At 60.8% G+C, this 16,464-nt stretch carries 11 protein-coding genes; 2 read left to right on the top strand and 9 right to left on the bottom strand.

The window, feature by feature from the left end; translation table 11 throughout:
- Positions 1-47: 47 nt before the first annotated feature.
- The 8 genes from cobA to QOL84_RS10040 form a co-directional block, all read right to left on the bottom strand.
- Entirely contained in the window at positions 48-842 is a 795-nt protein-coding gene (gene cobA / locus QOL84_RS10075) for a uroporphyrinogen-III C-methyltransferase (RefSeq protein ID WP_283437125.1), read from the bottom strand.
- A 13-nt stretch (positions 843-855) separates the two neighbouring features.
- Complete coding sequence (locus QOL84_RS10070) at positions 856-3,570, bottom strand: nitrate reductase (RefSeq protein ID WP_283437124.1); 2,715 nt, start codon at positions 3,568-3,570, stop codon at positions 856-858.
- Positions 3,570-3,887, bottom strand: coding sequence for a nitrite reductase small subunit NirD (gene nirD / locus QOL84_RS10065; protein ID WP_129391445.1), 318 nt, complete (start codon positions 3,885-3,887; stop codon positions 3,570-3,572). The genes QOL84_RS10070 and nirD overlap by 1 nt, the downstream gene beginning before the upstream one ends.
- Entirely contained in the window at positions 3,884-6,337 is a 2,454-nt protein-coding gene (nirB, locus tag QOL84_RS10060; RefSeq protein WP_283437123.1) for a nitrite reductase large subunit NirB, read from the bottom strand. The genes nirD and nirB overlap by 4 nt, the downstream gene beginning before the upstream one ends.
- A gap of 376 nt (positions 6,338-6,713) precedes the next feature.
- A complete protein-coding gene (locus QOL84_RS10055; protein ID WP_283437122.1) occupies positions 6,714-8,375 on the bottom strand; it encodes a bifunctional protein-serine/threonine kinase/phosphatase in 1,662 nt (553 codons plus the stop codon).
- Positions 8,376-8,382: 7 nt separating this feature from the next.
- The gene (locus tag QOL84_RS10050; protein WP_064391274.1) at positions 8,383-9,594 is read right to left on the bottom strand and encodes a nitrate/nitrite transporter; all 1,212 of its coding nucleotides are present in this window, start codon (positions 9,592-9,594) and stop codon (positions 8,383-8,385) included.
- A gap of 530 nt (positions 9,595-10,124) precedes the next feature.
- Positions 10,125-10,700 carry an ANTAR domain-containing response regulator gene (locus QOL84_RS10045; protein ID WP_283437121.1) on the bottom strand — a complete coding sequence of 192 codons (576 nt, stop codon included), beginning with the start codon at positions 10,698-10,700 and terminating at the stop codon, positions 10,125-10,127.
- A 15-nt stretch (positions 10,701-10,715) separates the two neighbouring features.
- On the bottom strand, positions 10,716-11,927 hold the full coding sequence (locus tag QOL84_RS10040) for a CmpA/NrtA family ABC transporter substrate-binding protein (RefSeq protein WP_283437120.1): 1,212 nt from the start codon (positions 11,925-11,927) through the stop codon (positions 10,716-10,718).
- A 222-nt stretch (positions 11,928-12,149) separates the two neighbouring features.
- On the opposite strand from QOL84_RS10040, the gene QOL84_RS10035 reads away from it, so the two are divergent.
- Complete coding sequence (locus QOL84_RS10035) at positions 12,150-13,172, top strand: quinone-dependent dihydroorotate dehydrogenase (protein ID WP_129391463.1); 1,023 nt, start codon at positions 12,150-12,152, stop codon at positions 13,170-13,172.
- A 247-nt stretch (positions 13,173-13,419) separates the two neighbouring features.
- Here QOL84_RS10035 and rmf read toward each other — a convergent pair whose 3' ends face one another.
- Positions 13,420-13,635 carry a ribosome modulation factor gene (rmf, locus tag QOL84_RS10030; RefSeq protein WP_003223300.1) on the bottom strand — a complete coding sequence of 72 codons (216 nt, stop codon included), beginning with the start codon at positions 13,633-13,635 and terminating at the stop codon, positions 13,420-13,422.
- Positions 13,636-14,167: 532 nt separating this feature from the next.
- On the opposite strand from rmf, the gene rlmKL reads away from it, so the two are divergent.
- Positions 14,168-16,438: a bifunctional 23S rRNA (guanine(2069)-N(7))-methyltransferase RlmK/23S rRNA (guanine(2445)-N(2))-methyltransferase RlmL gene (rlmKL, locus tag QOL84_RS10025; RefSeq protein WP_283437119.1), complete on the top strand. Its 2,271-nt coding sequence runs from the start codon at positions 14,168-14,170 to the stop codon at positions 16,436-16,438.
- The last annotated feature ends 26 nt before the right edge of the window (positions 16,439-16,464 follow it).

Here is a 16,464-nt window from a genome sequence, read left to right as displayed (position 1 = left end):
CCGGCTTAGGCCGGGCTTTTCTTTGCCTGCGATTTGGCTTTGAAGCTTTAAAAGATCGCAGCCTGCGGCAGCTCCTGCATGAAATCTGCACACGTGCTGTAGGAGCTGCTGCAGGCTGCGATCTTTTGCTCTTCAGCAACAGCCGCCACCGCACCAATCACCAGAATCGCCGGGCTTTTCAGTCCAAACGCACACGCATCCTCTCCCATGCCCCGCAGATCACTGCGGCATTCCCGCTGCTCCGGCAACGAAGCATTCTCGATCATCGCCACCGGCGTATCCGCCGCCATCCCGCCCGCCAACAGCTGATCGCGAATCTCGCCCAGCTTGGCCACGCCCATGTAAATCACCAGCGTCGTGCCGCCCTGCGCCAACGCCTGCCAGTTCAACTGGCTGTCGTCCTGGGTGTGCGCCGTCACCAGCGTCACGCCGCGCGCCACACCGCGCAGCGTCAGCGGAATATCGCACTGCGTCGCCCCGGCCAGTCCGGCGGTAATGCCATTGACCAATTCCACTTCAACCCCGCGTTCACGCATCCACTGCGCTTCTTCACCGCCACGGCCGAAAATGCACGGATCACCACCCTTGAGGCGTACCACGCACTTTCCCTGGCGGGCATAACGCAGCATCAACCGATGGATAAACGCCTGCGGTGTCGAGCGGCAGCCACCGCGTTTACCCACGGCAATGATTCGCGCGCCAGGGCAGTGCGCAAGCACCGCGTCGTTGACCAGGTCATCGATCAGCACCACCGCCGCCTCGCGCAATGCGCGCACGGCCTTGAGGGTCAACAGTTCCGGGTCGCCGGGGCCTGCGCCCACCAGCCAGACTTTTGCATTCATGCAGTGTTCCTCATCAGATGACGGCGACCGGCTGCAACTCGGCAGCCAGCAAGCGCTTTATTTCCGGGACGCACGAGCCGCATTGCGTGCCGCAGCCCAAATTGTTTTTCAAACCCTGCAAATCCAGGCCTTGGCGAATGCCGGCACAGACCGCGTTGAAGCTGACGTTCCTGCAATTGCACAGGGTTTTATCCACGGCGACCTGCCCGCCGACGCTCCCCGGTGGCGCACTCATGGGCGCCAGCAGCCAACGCCGCAACTGCTCGTCGGCACGGCCCTCCAGCCACAGGCTTTGCAACCAATGTTGCGCGAGGGTTTCGCCGGCCAGTCGAATCGCCGTAATCCGGCCGTTTTCGATGCGCACCCGTTTACCGATCGCCCGACGCGGATCGTCATAGGCCAATACCGGCCCGTCGATCAGTGACAGGCACTGGTCGATAGCACCGAGCAATTGCGGATTCGGCGCCTCGCTGCTGGCAGCACGTATCAGCAATGCCGATCGTTCACGTCCGACAAGGCTGAGACTTACGTAGGAAAACGCCTCACAGAGCGGTCGTAGCGTCTCGAAATGCCGTTGAACATCACCCTCGATCAGTGCGAAAAGCTGCCAAGGCAAATTCACCGGTTCCAGGCGCACGCCGCTGTGTTTGAGTTCCGGCTGCTTCGACAACGGATCGAAGGCCGACAGGGTCAGGCTGTTGACGCCGCCCTTGAGAAACCGGTCGCCCCAGTGCATCGGTAAAAAGGCCTGGCCCGGCCTTACACCGTCATCGCTGCCGACCGCGACGATCACCGCGCCGCGACGACTTTTCAGATTGACCAGATCGCCCGGCTGCAAACGCTGCCGACGCAATTCGTCCGGGTGCAGGCTCAGCACCGCTTCGCTGACATGCCCGAACAACTGCGCAGCGGTGCCGGTGCGGCTCATACCGTGCCATTGATCGCGCAGGCGGCCGGTGATCAGCGTCAACGGGAAGCGCGCGTCACGCTGCTCTTTGGCAGCGCGATACGGCTCGGCAATGAACTGCGCGCGTCCGTTGGCCGTAGGAAAAACGCCGTCTTCATAGAGGCGCACGGTTCCCTGCCGGGCGCCGGTGGGGAAGGGCCACTGTTGCGGCCCGATCTGGTCGAGCAAGGCGTGGCTGATCCCGGACATATCCAGATCGCGCCCGCGTGTCAGCTCTATGAATTCATCGAACAACTGCCACGGCTGATCGAATTTGAACAGGCTCGATTCAGCGGGACGCAGACGTTTCTCCAGCCGTTGTGCGAAATCCACCGTGATCGCCCAATCCGGACGCGCTTCGCCAGGTGGGAGAATGGCTTTGCGCACGTGGGAAATTCGCCGCTCGGAATTGGTCACCGAACCTTCTTTCTCGCCCCAACTGGCGGCGGGTAGCAGCAGATCGGCGAACGCCGCGGTTTCGGTGGTGCGAAAGGCTTCTTGCAGGACCACAAACGGGCAGGCCTCAAGCGCTGCCCGCACCGAGTGTTGATCGGGCATCGATTGCGCAGGGTTGGTGCAGGCGATCCACAACGCCTTGATCTTGCCGTTGCGCACCTGTTCGAACAGTTCGATGGCACTCAGTCCGGTGTTTTCCGGCAACCGATCGACACCCCAATAAGCCGCCACTTCCGCGCGGTGCTCAGGGTTGGCCGCGTCGCGATGGCCCGGTAACAGATTCGACAGGCTGCCGGTTTCGCGGCCACCCATGGCATTCGGCTGACCGGTCAAAGAGAAAGGTCCTGCACCGGGCCGACCGATTTGCCCGGTGGCGAGGTGCAGATTGATCAATGCGCTGTTTTTCGCGCTGCCGGCGGTGGACTGGTTCAAGCCCATGCACCACAGCGACAGGAAACTCGGTGACGTGCCGACCCATTCGGCACATTGCTGCAATTGCTCGACGCTGATCCCGCACAGTTGCGACACCATCTGCGGGGTGTAATCGCGTACCAAGCTCTTCAGTTCGGCGAGGCCTTCGGTGTGCGCCTTGATGAATTCACGGTCGATCCAGTCTTCCCACAACAGCAGGTGCAAAATCCCATGGAACAAAGCGACATCGGTGCCGGGAAGAATCGCCAGATGCAGATCGGCGAGGTCACAGGTGTCGGTGCGCCGTGGATCAATGACGATGACTTTCATCTGTGGGCGGCGCGATTTTGCCTCTTCCAGTCGACGGAAAAGTACCGGATGGGCGTAGGCCATGTTGCTGCCGACGATCATCACGCAATCGCTGAGCTCCAGATCTTCATAGCTGCACGGCGGCGCATCGGCGCCAAGGCTGCGCTTGTAGCCGACCACCGCCGACGACATGCACAAGCGTGAATTGCTGTCGATGTTGTTGGTGCCGACCAGCGCCCGCGCCAGTTTGTTGAAGGCGTAGTAGTCCTCGGTCAGCAGTTGCCCGGAGATATAGAACGCCACGCTGTCCGGGCCGTGTTCGGCGATGGTCTCGGCGAACACGTTGGCAGCATGTTCCAGCGCGGTGTCCCAATCCGTGCGACTGCGCGCCAGGTTTTTTCCCAAACGTAATTCCGGGTATAGCGCGCGGGCCGCGAGGTCGCCGGTCAGGTGCAGCGTCGAGCCTTTGCTGCAGAGTTTGCCGAAGTTGGCCGGATGCGCCGGATCGCCGCTGACGCCGAAAATACGTTCGCCGTCATGCTCGATCAGCACGCCGCAGCCGACCCCGCAATAACAGCAGGTCGAGGCGGTCGTCTGGCGGTTCATCAGATGGCTTCCCGCAGGGCCAACTGCACCCGACCGTTTTCGACCCGCGCCGGATGGTGATGCGCGCAACCGATGTCCGGCGCCTGGGCTTCACCGGATTGCAGGTCGATCTGCCAGTTGTGCAGCGGGCAAGCGACGCGTTTACCGTAGATCAGGCCTTGCGATAACGGCCCGCCCTTGTGCGGGCAGCGGTCGTCGAGGGCGAAAACCTCATCGTCACTTGTACGAAAAATCGCGATGTCACCTTTTGGCCCGGCAATGATCCGCGAGCCGAGGGCGTTGATCTCTTCGAGAGCACAGATATCGAGCCAGTTCATGCCGGCACCTCCAGGTTTTTCACCGGGATCACGTCAAATTCTTTCTTCAGTTGCGGCTGGGCCAGGCGTTCTTTCCACGGATCCTGTTCGAATGACAGGGAGAATTGCAGGCGCTCGTTCAGGGCCTTGCGGCGCTCCGGGTCCTCCAGCACGGCTTTCTTGATGTGCTCCATGCCGACCCGTTGCAGGTAGTGCACGGTGCGTTCGAGGTAGAAGGCTTCTTCGCGATACAGCTGCAGGAAGGCACCGTTGTATTCGCGCACTTCCTCGGCGGTTTTCAGCTTGACGAAGAATTCGGCAACTTCGGTTTTGATCCCGCCGTTGCCACCGATGTACATCTCCCAACCGGAGTCGACGCCGATTATTCCTACGTCCTTGATGCCCGCTTCCGAGCAGTTGCGTGGGCATCCGGAGACAGCAAGCTTCACTTTGTGCGGCGACCACATGTTGAACAGATCGTGCTCGAGCTCGATGCCCAGTTGCGTCGAGTTCTGCGTGCCGAAACGGCAGAACTCACTGCCGACGCAGGTTTTAACGGTGCGGATGGATTTGCCGTAGGCATGGCCGGACGGCATGTCGAGATCCTTCCAGACGCCCGGCAAGTCCTGCTTCTTGATGCCGAGCAAATCGATACGCTGACCGCCGGTGACCTTGACCATCGGCACGTTGTACTTGTCGGCCACATCGGCAATCCGCCGCAGCTCGGAAGGATTGGTCACGCCGCCCCACATCCTTGGTACCACCGAATAAGTGCCGTCCTTCTGGATATTGGCGTGAGCGCGTTCGTTGATCAGGCGCGATTGCGGGTCGTCCTTGGCTTCGCCGGGCCAGGTGGAAATCAGGTAATAGTTGAGCGCCGGACGGCACGTTGCGCAACCGTTCGGGGTGCGCCAGTTGAGGTAGCTCATGGTGCCGGCGATGGTCAGCAGATGTTGTTCGCGGATGGCCTGACGGATCTGCCCGTGGTTGAGATCGCTGCAACCGCAGATGGCTTTTTCGCTTTTCGGTTTGACGTCGGCCGCACCACCGACGGTGTTGATCAGGATCTGCTCGACCAGCCCGGCGCAGGAGCCACAGGAGCTGGCGGCTTTGGTGTGTTTCTTCACCTCATCGACACTGAACAAGCCGTGTTCCTGAATGGCTTTGACGATGGTGCCTTTGCACACGCCGTTGCAGCCGCAGACTTCGGCGGTGTCGGCCATGACCATGGCTTTGTCCTGGCCCTGATGTCCTACATCCCCGAGTGCGTTTTCTCCGAACATCAGGTGATCACGGATCTCGCCGATGGCGTGATTCTCACGAATCTGTCGGAAATACCAACCGCCATCTGCCGTATCGCCGTACAGACAGGCGCCGACCAGCACGTCATCCTTGATCACCAGTTTTTTGTACACGCCGCCAATCGGATCTGAGAGGGTGATGGTCTCGGTGCCTTCGCCGCCCATGAAGTCGCCGGCGGAAAACAGGTCAATGCCAGTGACTTTGAGTTTGGTCGACGTCACCGAACCCTGATAACGGGCGAAACCCAGTTGCGCGAGGTGGTTGGCGCAAACCTTGGCCTGTTCGAACAGCGGCGCGACCAGGCCGTAGGCAATGCCGCGATGGCTGGCGCACTCGCCGATGGCGTAGACGCGCGGATCGTAGGTTTGCAGGGTGTCATTGACCAGAATCCCGCGATTGCACGGGATGCCGGCCTTTTCCGCCAGTTCGGTGTTGGGACGAATGCCGGCTGCCATCACCACCAGATCGGCGGGGATGATGTCGCCGTTCTTGAATTGCACCGAGCCGACCCGGCCATTGCCGGCGTCGTGCAGGGCCTGGGTCTGTTCGCACAGGCGGAAGTGCAGGCCTCGGGATTCGAGGGCGCTTTGCAGCAGTTGGCCGCTGGTCTTGTCCAGTTGCCGCTCCAGCAGCCATTCGCCGATGTGCACCACGGTGACGTGCATGCCGCGCAGCATCAGACCGTTGGCGGCTTCGAGACCGAGCAGGCCGCCGCCGATGACCACCGCGTGCTTGTGGGTTTTGGCGGTGTCGATCATCGCCTGGGTGTCGGCGATGTCGCGGTAACCGATCACGCCGTGCAGGGTGTTGCCGGGGATTGGCAGAATAAACGGCGTCGAACCGGTGGCGATCAGCAGGCGATCGTATTCGGCCTCGGTGCCGTCCTCGGCGATCACCCGGCGTTTGACCCGGTCGATCTCCACCACTTTGCGGTTGAGCAGCAACTTGATGTTGTTTTGCAGATACCAGTCGAGGTCGTTGAGCACGATCTCTTCGAAGGTCTGCTCACCAGCCAGCACCGGCGAGAGCAGGATGCGGTTGTAGTTGGTGTGCGGTTCGGCGCCGAAGACGGTGATGTCGTACAGCTCGTTGCTCAGTTTGAGCAGCTCTTCGAGGGTACGAACCCCGGCCATGCCATTGCCGATCATCACCAGTTTGAGTTTTTTCATCAGGTTCTCCGGGGAGCTGCGGCTGGCCTCTTGTGGGCAGTCAGGCCTTGCTCGAGAAATTTTGCGCAAACAAAAAAGGCGTCCCGCTAGTTGCCTAGCGAGGACGCCTTTGTCCTGGTCCCGTTCTCTCGGGAAGCGCAGCCTTCGTCGTTGAAGGCTGGGCTTTATGTGTGTGTTGAATGGGATAATGCAGTGGTTGTGCCAAGTGGCTCGGGCGCCGTAGTTGCTGGGCTATTTGCGCAATTGGAGATGTCTCGCTGCACTTTCTGGAGGCGTGTTGCGCTTTTTTGGAGCGCTGAATCAAAAGATCGCAGCCTTCGGCAGCTCCTACAGGCGAACGCGATACCATGTAGGAGCTGCCGAAGGCTGCGATCTTTTAGGAGTGATGAAACAACAAAACCAGCAGCACCACATTCCCGAGCAGGGCCAGCAACGCCATCGTCCGCCAGACCTTCAATGGCTCACGCTCCAACAGCGGCCGAGGCCGCACACTCAAACTGCGCCGCTCACCCTGTTCCAGCACCAGCAACCATTCTTCAGCGGTCTCAAACCGTTGCTGCGGATCGGCTGCAACCCCGCGTTCCAGGCTCTGCGCCAGCCATTCCGGCAAGTCAGGCCGAAAACGACTGGCACTCACCGGCAGACCAAAGCGCGGTCGCTGAAACGCTTCGATTTCGCCATAGGGATAATGCCCCGTCAGCAGGAAATACAGCGTGACGCCTACCGCGTACAAATCCTGCTGCGCACTCGGCGCATCACCGCGAAACGCTTCCGGCGCGATATAACTCGGCGTTCCCGGCAACGTCGACGGCGCGTCTTCGGACAGCCCAGGACAATACGCCAGGCCAAAATCCAGCAAGCGCAGTTCGCCGTCGTCACCTAGATGCAGGTTTTCCGGTTTGATGTCGCGATGCAGGATCTGCCGTCGATGCAGCAACCCGACCGCACGCAGCAGCCGTTCGGCGATGTCCTGCCATTGCGCCAAAGATAAAGGCCCAAGCTGTGCCAGCGTCGACCCGGAATATTCGCGCATCACGTAGTACAAATGCTGACGCTGACTGCACGGGTGGACTTCAGGAAAATGCCGCCCGGCCACCCGTTTCAGAAACCATTCCTCGGACAGCAATGCTTGCCCGGCGTAGGAATCATCGACGGAGCGCGTGGGCAGGGTTTTCAGAAGCCAGGACTGACCTTGTCCATCCAGCACTCGATACAGCAATGATTGCTGGCTCTGCGCGACGATGCCTTGCACCTGCCAGCCTTCGAACGACTGCCCGGGTTTCAGTGGTGGCGGCAACGGCCATTGCTGCAAATGAATCAGCGCGTCGCCAATGTTCGCCTCGCCGACCGCATCGACGCGCACCAGCAAAGCACTGGCGTTGTCCTGACTGCCGGCCAGATGCGCGGCGTTGACCAAGGTATGTGCGGCGCTGTCGAGATCCGGCTGATCACGCAGAATCGCCGCAATCGCGGTATCTCCGAGCGTCGACCAGATCCCGTCGCTGAGCATTACGAAACGCTCGCCCTCGCGCAATTCACCGTCGAGAAAATCCAGCACCAGATGCTGATCCAGCCCGAGCGCACGCTTGAGCACGTGCTGCATGCCCGGCTGCTCCCAGACGTGGTCTTCGGTGACTCGCTGCAAGCCGTCGGCGTGCCAGCGATACACCCGGCAATCTCCTACGTGGGCCAAGGTAAAGCGCCGACCACGCATGACCAAAGCACTGACAGTGGTGAGCAACGGTTGCCCACCGCCATTGGCCTGCAACCAGCGATTTTGCGCGAGCAGCAAGCGATCGAGTGCCTGCGCCACGCTCCAGGTTTGCGGCGTGGCGTAATAGTCGAGCGCCAGGGCCTGCAAGGTCGAACGTGCGGCGAGGCCACCATCGGCGCACTGGCTGACGCCGTCGGCGATGGCGAACAGATAACCTTTGCTCGCCGCCAGCGCCGGCGCCGGTGTTACCGAACGCAAAGCGTCCTGATTCTCCGCACGCGGACCGGTGGCGCTGGCTTCGGCGAAACTCAGTTGCAGGGCCATCGATGCCTCAGACCCGCGCCGCCGTCACCGCTGCCGAGCCCCAAGTGGTTCTCCAGCGACGTTTGACGCCGTGCAGGCCAAACCACGCCAACACGCCGAGGCTGGCGAACAACCACAGGGCCAGTTGATAGCTGCCGGTGCTTTGTTTGATCGCGCCCATGCCTGCCGCCAAGGCAAAACCGCCGATGCCGCCGGCCATCCCGATCAATCCGGTCATCACGCCGATCTCCAGGCGAAAACGCTGCGGCACCAATTGGAAAACCGCACCGTTGCCGGCGCCCAGGCCGAGCATGGTGCAGACGAAAAGCGCCAGCGCGGCGTAGGAACTTGGCAGGTTGAAACCGACGGCGGCGATGCAGATCGCGGCCACGGTGTACATCGCCAGCAGGGTGCGGATGCCACCAAAACGGTCAGCCAGCGCACCGCCCAACGGACGCATCAAACTGCCACCGAACACGCAGGCCGCCGTGTAGTAACCAGCGGTCACCGGGCTCAAACCGTATTGATCGTTGAAGTAGCCGGGCAGGGCGCTGGCCAGACCGATGAAGCCGCCGAACGTGACGCTGTAGAAAAACATGAACCACCAACTGTCACGGTCGCCCAAGGCTTTGAAGTAGTCGGTCATGGCTTTGGCTTTTGGCCGCTCCGGCGCGTTTTTCGCCAGCCAGGCAAACAGCACCAACGTCAGGATCAACGGAATCAACGCAAAGCCGAAAACATTGCTCCAGCCGAACGCGGCGGCGAGCACAGGCGCCAGCAGCGCGGCGAACACAGTGCCGGAGTTGCCCGCGCCGGCAATGCCCATGGCTTTGCCCTGATGCTGCGGCGGATACCATTGCGAGGCCAGCGGCAGGGCCACGGCGAACGACGCGCCGGCCATGCCGAGGAACAGGCCGAGGATCAGTGCTTGTTCGTAGCTGTGAATGCCGATTTTCCAGGCGCCGAACAGCGCGCAAATCACAATGACCTGACCGATCAGCCCGGCGGTTTTCGGCGACAGCCGATCGGCGAGCATGCCCATGATGAAGCGCAGTACCGCACCGGCGAGGATCGGCGTGGCGACGACGAGGCCGCGTTGTTGCGTGGTCAGGTGCAAATCAGCGGCAATCTGCACCGCCAACGGGCCGAGCAGATACCAGACCATGAAGCTCAGGTCGAAATAGAGGAAGGCCGCGAACAGGGTCGGGGTGTGGCCGGATTTCCAGAAGCTTGAATTCATCGCGCACCTCAGCTGAAAAGAGTCTCGAAAGGAGTCATGCAACAGCAAGTGGGGCGCCGCCACGGCCGCACCACCGGCCCCGAGCTGTGGGGCCAAAACGCAAAAACGCCGCTACCTGATGCGCCGGTTGGGGCGAACGGGTGAGCGACGTCTTTGTCGTGGGTGGGGCAACCGCCGTTGGTTACCTGAGGGGATGCTTAGCGAGATTTGTGCCAACAGCCGGAAAATCAAAAGCCCCTCACCCTAGCCCTCTCCCGGAGGGAGAGGGGACTGACCGAGGTGTCTGGCGCCAAACATCGACCTGAGAAACCGAGTCGATTACGGATTCACAGCAGAAAGCTACAGGCCGGCGTACTTCGCGAGGGGACTGACCGAGGTGTCTGGCGCCAGACATCGACTTGGGAAACCGAGTCGATTACGGATTCACAGCAGAAAGCTACAGGCCGGCCTATTTCCCGAGCATCCCCCAATCAGTCCCCTCTCCCTCTGGGAGAGGGCTAGGGTGAGGGGCGTTCAGTGGTTAGAACACCTCAGCCAAGCAACTCACTCATGGCAATAATCTGCTCCGCCACCTGAATCAATTTCTGCTGCCGGCTCATCGCCTGCCGTCGCATCAGGGTGTAAGCCTCTTCCTCATTGCAGTCCTTCATTTTCATCAACAACCCCTTGGCCAGTTCGATGCGCTTGCGCTCGGCCAGTTGCTGGTCCCGCGCCTGCAGCTGCGCACGCAACGCCTGATCGCTCTCGAAGCGCGCCATCGCGACATCAAGAATCGGCTGCAAACGCTGTGCGTGAATACCTTCAACGATGTAGGCACTGACCCCGGACTTGATCGCCTGACGCATCACGCCAGGGTCATGCTCGTCGGTAAACATCACGATTGGCCGTGGCTGGTCGCGGCTGACCAGCACCACTTGCTCCATGACATCGCGGCTCGGTGACTCGGTATCGATCAGGATCACGTCCGGGCGCACCGTTTCGACGCGCACGGGCAGGTCGATGGTCAGGCCGGATTCGTCGATGACCTCAAAACCGGCCTCGGTCAGCGCCGCTTTCAGGCGGCCGACTTTTTTTGCCGTGTCGTTGATCAGCAGAATGCGCAACATGTTCGCGGTCTCCTGTCAGCGATGGGCGAGAAGGGCGGTGTCGTCGTTCAACGCGTGCAGCTTGAAACTGCGCGCGTAACCGGCCGGGTCGCTACCGTCCCAGAGTTTGCCGTCGAGCAACTGGCTGCTGCGCATCTCGGCTCCCCACGCTGCAACGCCGACCGCCGTGGCTGCCTCGCGGTAGAGATCGAGTTGCTGAACCTGGCGGGCGACGGCGAGGTAATCCGGATCTTCGCGCAGCAAACCCCAGCGCCGGAATTGGGTCATGAACCACATGCCATCGGACAGATACGGCAGATTGACTTCGCCTTTGCCGTGAAAGCGCAGCGCGTGCGGATCTTGCCAGCGATTGCCGAGGCCATCGGCGTAGTCACCGAGAAAGCGCGGTTCGATGCAGGCCACGGGCGCGTCGAGGTATTCCTGTGCGCTGAGCAATTGCGCGCTGCTGCGACGGTTTTCCGGGCTTGCTTCGATGAAGCGGCTGGCTTCAAGGATCGCCATCACCAACGCCCGCGCAGTGTTGGGGTATTGCTCGACGAATTCGCGGGTGCAGCCGAGGACTTTTTCCGGGTGATCGGGCCAGATGGTCTGGCTGGTGGCGAGGGTGAAGCCGAGATCCTGCTGCACCGCGCTGGCAGCCCACGGTTCGCCGACGCAGAAACCGTCGATGCGCCCGGCCTGCAAGTGCGCGACCATTTGCGGCGGCGGCACAACCACGCTGTCGACATCCTGCAACGGATGAATGCCTTGGCTCGCCAGCCAGTAATACAGCCACATCGCGTGGGTGCCGGTTGGGAAGGTCTGCGCGAAGGTGAGTTTTGCGCGGCTTTGGTGCACGTGCCGGTCCAGCGCTTCAGGACTGGTCACGCCGAGGTTTTGCAGGTCGTGTGAAAGATTCAGGCTCTGGCCGTTCTGATTCAGGCCCATCAGTACCGCCATGTCGGTCGGGGCAACGCCGCCGATGCCCAGATGCACCGCGTATATCAGGCCGTAAAGGCTGTGGGCGGCATCGAGTTCACCGCTGACCAGCTTGTCGCGCAGATTCGCCCAGGAAGCCTGGCGCTTGAGGTTCAGGGTCAGCCCATAGGGCTGAGCAAAGCCCTGAGTGGCAGCGACGACGACCGAAGCGCAATCGCTCAGGGCCATGAAACCAAGGTTGATCGCGCTTTTTTCCGGCGCATCGCTGCCGTTGACCCAGGCCAGCGGCCCCACTGATGGTTCATTCATCCAACGCCACCTCAAAAAAAACGCCGTCCTGGACTTTGCGCAGGCAAAACCCGGGGACGACGCCATTGTCCTTGCCCGTTTGCCGCCATTGGCCTGCGAGCTGATAACGAAGAAAGTGCAAGGCATATGCCAGCGTCAGCGATTTACGCGTGCGCCTCGCGCCGCAGGCCCATGCCCGGCTATAATCGCCGCCTCTTTTCGCCGCCCGAGTCATCGCCGCCCATGTACACCCTGGCCCGTCAGCTGTTGTTCAAACTTTCCCCGGAAACTTCCCACGATCTGTCGCTGGATCTGATCGGCGCGGGTGGGCGTTTGGGCCTCAATGGCTTGCTGTGCAAGGCGCCGGCGAACGTGCCGGTGACCGTCATGGGTATCGACTTTCCGAACCCGGTGGGGCTGGCGGCCGGTCTGGACAAAAACGGCGCGGCCATCGACGGCTTCGCACAGTTGGGTTTCGGTTTTGTCGAAATCGGCACCGTGACCCCGCGTCCGCAGCCGGGTAACCCGAAACCACGGATTTTCCGCCTGCCGGAAGCCGAGGCGATCATCAACCGCATGGGTTTCAACAACCTCGGGGTCGATAACCTGCTGGCGCGCGTGGCAGCGGCTAAATACAAAGGCGTGCTGGGCATCAACATCGGCAAGAACTTCGACACACCGGTTGAACGCGCGGTCGACGATTACCTGATCTGCCTGGACAAGGTTTATGCCCACGCCAGCTACGTGACGGTCAACGTCAGTTCGCCCAACACCCCGGGCCTGCGCAGCCTGCAGTTTGGCGATTCGCTCAAGCAATTGTTGGCTGATCTGGCCACGCGCCGCGCCGAACTGGCCTTGCGTCATGGCAAGCATGTACCGCTGGCAATCAAGATCGCGCCGGACATGACTGATGAAGAAACCGCGCAGGTCGCGCAAGCGCTGATCGAAACCGGCATGGACGCGGTGATCGCGACCAACACCACCCTGAGCCGTGTCGGCGTTGAAGGCATGGAGCATGGCGACGAGGCGGGCGGTTTGTCCGGCGCGCCGGTGCGTGAGAAGAGTACGAATACCGTGAAGGTGCTGGCGGGTGAGTTGGCTGGGCGTTTGCCGATCATTGCCGCTGGCGGCATCACTGAAGGCAAGCATGCAGCGGAGAAAATTCTCGCGGGTGCGAGCCTGGTGCAGATCTACTCCGGCTTCATCTATAAAGGCCCTGCACTGATCCGCGAGTCGGTAGACGCCATCGCCGCCCTACGCAAATAACCCAGGCTGACCTGATCAATGTAGGAGCTGCCGAAGGCTGCGATCTTTTGATCTTGATTTTGATTTTAAAAAACAGGATCAAAAGATCGCAGCCTGCGGCAGCTCCTACATGAGATGTGCATCAGTTTTCGGGCATAAAAAAGGGCTCCTCGAAGGAGCCCCTGGGCCGTAGCCCGCCGTCCGGGAAGGACGTGCGTGGTTAATTCGTTACAAATTCAGATTGTCGTGTCGGAATTAATGCCCTGTGTCAGCCGACGGCGTGAAGTTCGTTGAGTCTGTGGATTCCCGCAGTGCCGGTCATACCGTCCCAGTTGTCGCCGCGTCCTTCTCGCCAGCCGTTAATCCAGGCTTGACGTACCGACGGTAGAGTAAATGGGCAAAGCTCACGGGATTTGCCACCAACGCCATATTGATATCCGCGCAAAAATGCTCTTTCCAACGGATCACGCTTAAGTCTTCTCATAGGGTGTTTCCCTCACTTGTTGACTGTTTGTGTCGCGTTGACCTCAACCGAGGTCGGGCAGAAAACAACCTGCCATGGTGCGGCTCGCTGCCGGCGTGGCGAGCCAAGGTGTTGACGCCGTTGCGACGTCAACCTGTGATCAGTTCTAACCAATGAGTCACACCGATGGAATGACCGTTTTGTCATAAGCACGTAACGAAAAGGGTGCTATAGCGATAAGTAACCGCGTATTTATTGAACGTTTATTGAGCAAACCCCGGTATGATCGGCCCCGCGCTGGATGATGGGCTTAATTCTTTAGTGAGAATGACCCACGTTTGCGCTGGGGTACTAAGCGACGAAGGGTCGCTTTAAGACTTTTTGTTTCATCAACTTTTTTATCTGTCCCGGCATCTAAGCTCTTTTAACCCGAGCAGCGGGGATGGAACGGCACACCTTCGTGCCACGCGGGCGCTCTTTTAGAAAAGCGCCTGATTGAAAACCGGATCGGCAATGCGTTGCCGATTCACTAGCCAAAGGCTCTGGAAATACCATGTCCGACCGTTTCGAACTCTTCCTCACTTGCCCTAAAGGCCTTGAAGGCCTGCTTATCGAGGAAGCCGTCGGGCTTGGCCTTGAAGAAGCGCGCGAGCACACTTCCGCCGTGCGTGGCATGGCGACCATGGAAACCGCTTATCGCCTGTGCCTCTGGTCGCGTCTGGCCAACCGTGTGCTGCTGGTGCTCAAGCGTTTCCCGATGAAAGACGCTGAAGACCTCTACCACGGTGTCCTCGACATCGAATGGCAGGATCACATGCTCAACGACGGCACCCTCGCCGTTGAATTCAGCGGCCACGGCTCGGGCATCGACAACACTCACTTCGGCGCTTTGAAAGTCAAAGATGCCATCGTCGACAAATTGCGCACCCCGCAGGGCGACCGTCCGTCGATCGACAAGCTCAACCCTGACCTGCGCATCCACCTGCGCCTGGATCGCGGCGAAGCGATCCTCTCCCTCGACCTTTCCGGACACAGCCTGCACCAGCGCGGCTATCGCTTGCAGCAGGGCGCGGCACCGCTGAAGGAAAACCTCGCGGCGGCGATCCTGATCCGTTCCGGCTGGCCGCGCATCGCTGCCGAAGGCGGCGCGCTGGCTGACCCGATGTGCGGTGTGGGTACGTTCCTCGTCGAAGCGGCAATGATCGCCGCCGATATGGCGCCGAACCTGCGCCGTGAGCAGTGGGGCTTCACTGCGTGGCTCGGTCACGTCCCGGCGCTGTGGAAAAAACTTCACGAAGAAGCCGCTGAACGCGCCGCTGCCGGTCTGGCCAAGCCACCGCTGTGGATTCGTGGCTACGAAGCTGACCCACGCCTGATTCAGCCGGGCCGCAACAACGTTGAGCGCGCCGGCCTGAGCGAGTGGATCAAGATCTACCAGGGCGAAGTTGCGACCTTCGAGCCGCGTCCGGATCAGAACCAGAAAGGTCTGGTGATCTGCAACCCGCCGTACGGCGAGCGTCTCGGTGACGAAGCCAGCCTGCTGTATCTCTACCAGAACCTTGGCGAGCGTCTGCGTCAGGCCTGCCTGAACTGGGAAGCGGCGGTGTTCACCGGCGCGCCGGACCTGGGCAAGCGCATGGGGATTCGCAGCCACAAACAGTATTCGTTCTGGAACGGCGCGCTGCCGTGCAAACTGCTGTTGATCAAAGTGCTGCCGGATCAGTTCGTCACTGGCGAGCGTCGTACTCCGGAACAGCGTCAGGCCGAGCGCGAGCAAGCGGCTTACGACCAGACCCCGGACGAGCCGCAAGAGCGCAAGTTCAACAAGAACGGTAACCCGATCAAACCGACGCCAGCCCCGGCGCCGGTGATCGAGCAACCGCGCTTGAGCGAAGGCGGGCAGATGTTTGCCAACCGTCTGCAAAAGAACCTCAAGGCGATGGGCAAGTGGGTCAAGCGCGAAGGCATCGATTGCTACCGCGTTTACGATGCCGACATGCCTGAGTACGCGATGGCAATCGATCTGTACCACGATTGGGTGCACGTCCAGGAATACGCCGCGCCGAAGTCGATCGACCCGGAAAAAGCTTCGGCTCGCATGTTCGATGCACTGGCAGCGATTCCGCAGGCACTCAACGTCGACAAGAGCCGCGTCGTGGTCAAGCGCCGCGAGCGCCAGAGCGGCACCAAGCAGTACGAGCGTCAGGCTGCGCAGGGCAAGTTCAATGAAGTCAGCGAGGGCGGCGTGAAGTTGCTGGTCAACCTCACCGACTACCTTGATACCGGCCTGTTCCTCGATCACCGGCCAATGCGCATGCGTATCCAGAAAGAGGCGGCCGGCAAGCGCTTCCTCAATCTGTATTGCTACACCGCGACCGCCAGCGTGCACGCGGCCAAGGGCGGCGCGCGCAGCACCACCAGCGTCGACCTGTCGAAAACCTACCTCGACTGGGCGCGCCGCAACCTGTCGCTGAACGGCTTCTCGGACAAGAACCGTCTGGAGCAGGGCGATGTGATGGCGTGGCTGGAAAGCAGCCGCGACGAGTACGACCTGATCTTCATCGATCCGCCGACCTTCTCCAACTCCAAGCGCATGGAAGGCATCTTCGACGTGCAGCGTGACCAGGTGCAGCTGATCGACCTGGCCATGGCGCGTCTGGCGCCGGGTGGCGTGTTGTATTTCTCCAACAACTTCCGCAAGTTCCAGTTGGAGGAGAACCTCACCGAGCGTTACGCGGTCGAGGAAATCAGCGCACAGACCATCGATCCGGATTTCGCCCGCAACACCAAGATCCATCGCGCCTGGAAAATCACGGCTCGTTGACGCTTGACACTATTGGATCCACAGAG

The sequence above is a fragment of the Pseudomonas helmanticensis genome (assembly GCF_900182985.1).
GTDB classification, from domain to species: Bacteria; Pseudomonadota; Gammaproteobacteria; order Pseudomonadales; family Pseudomonadaceae; genus Aquipseudomonas; species Aquipseudomonas helmanticensis.
This window is presented reverse-complemented; position numbering and strand designations above follow the sequence as displayed.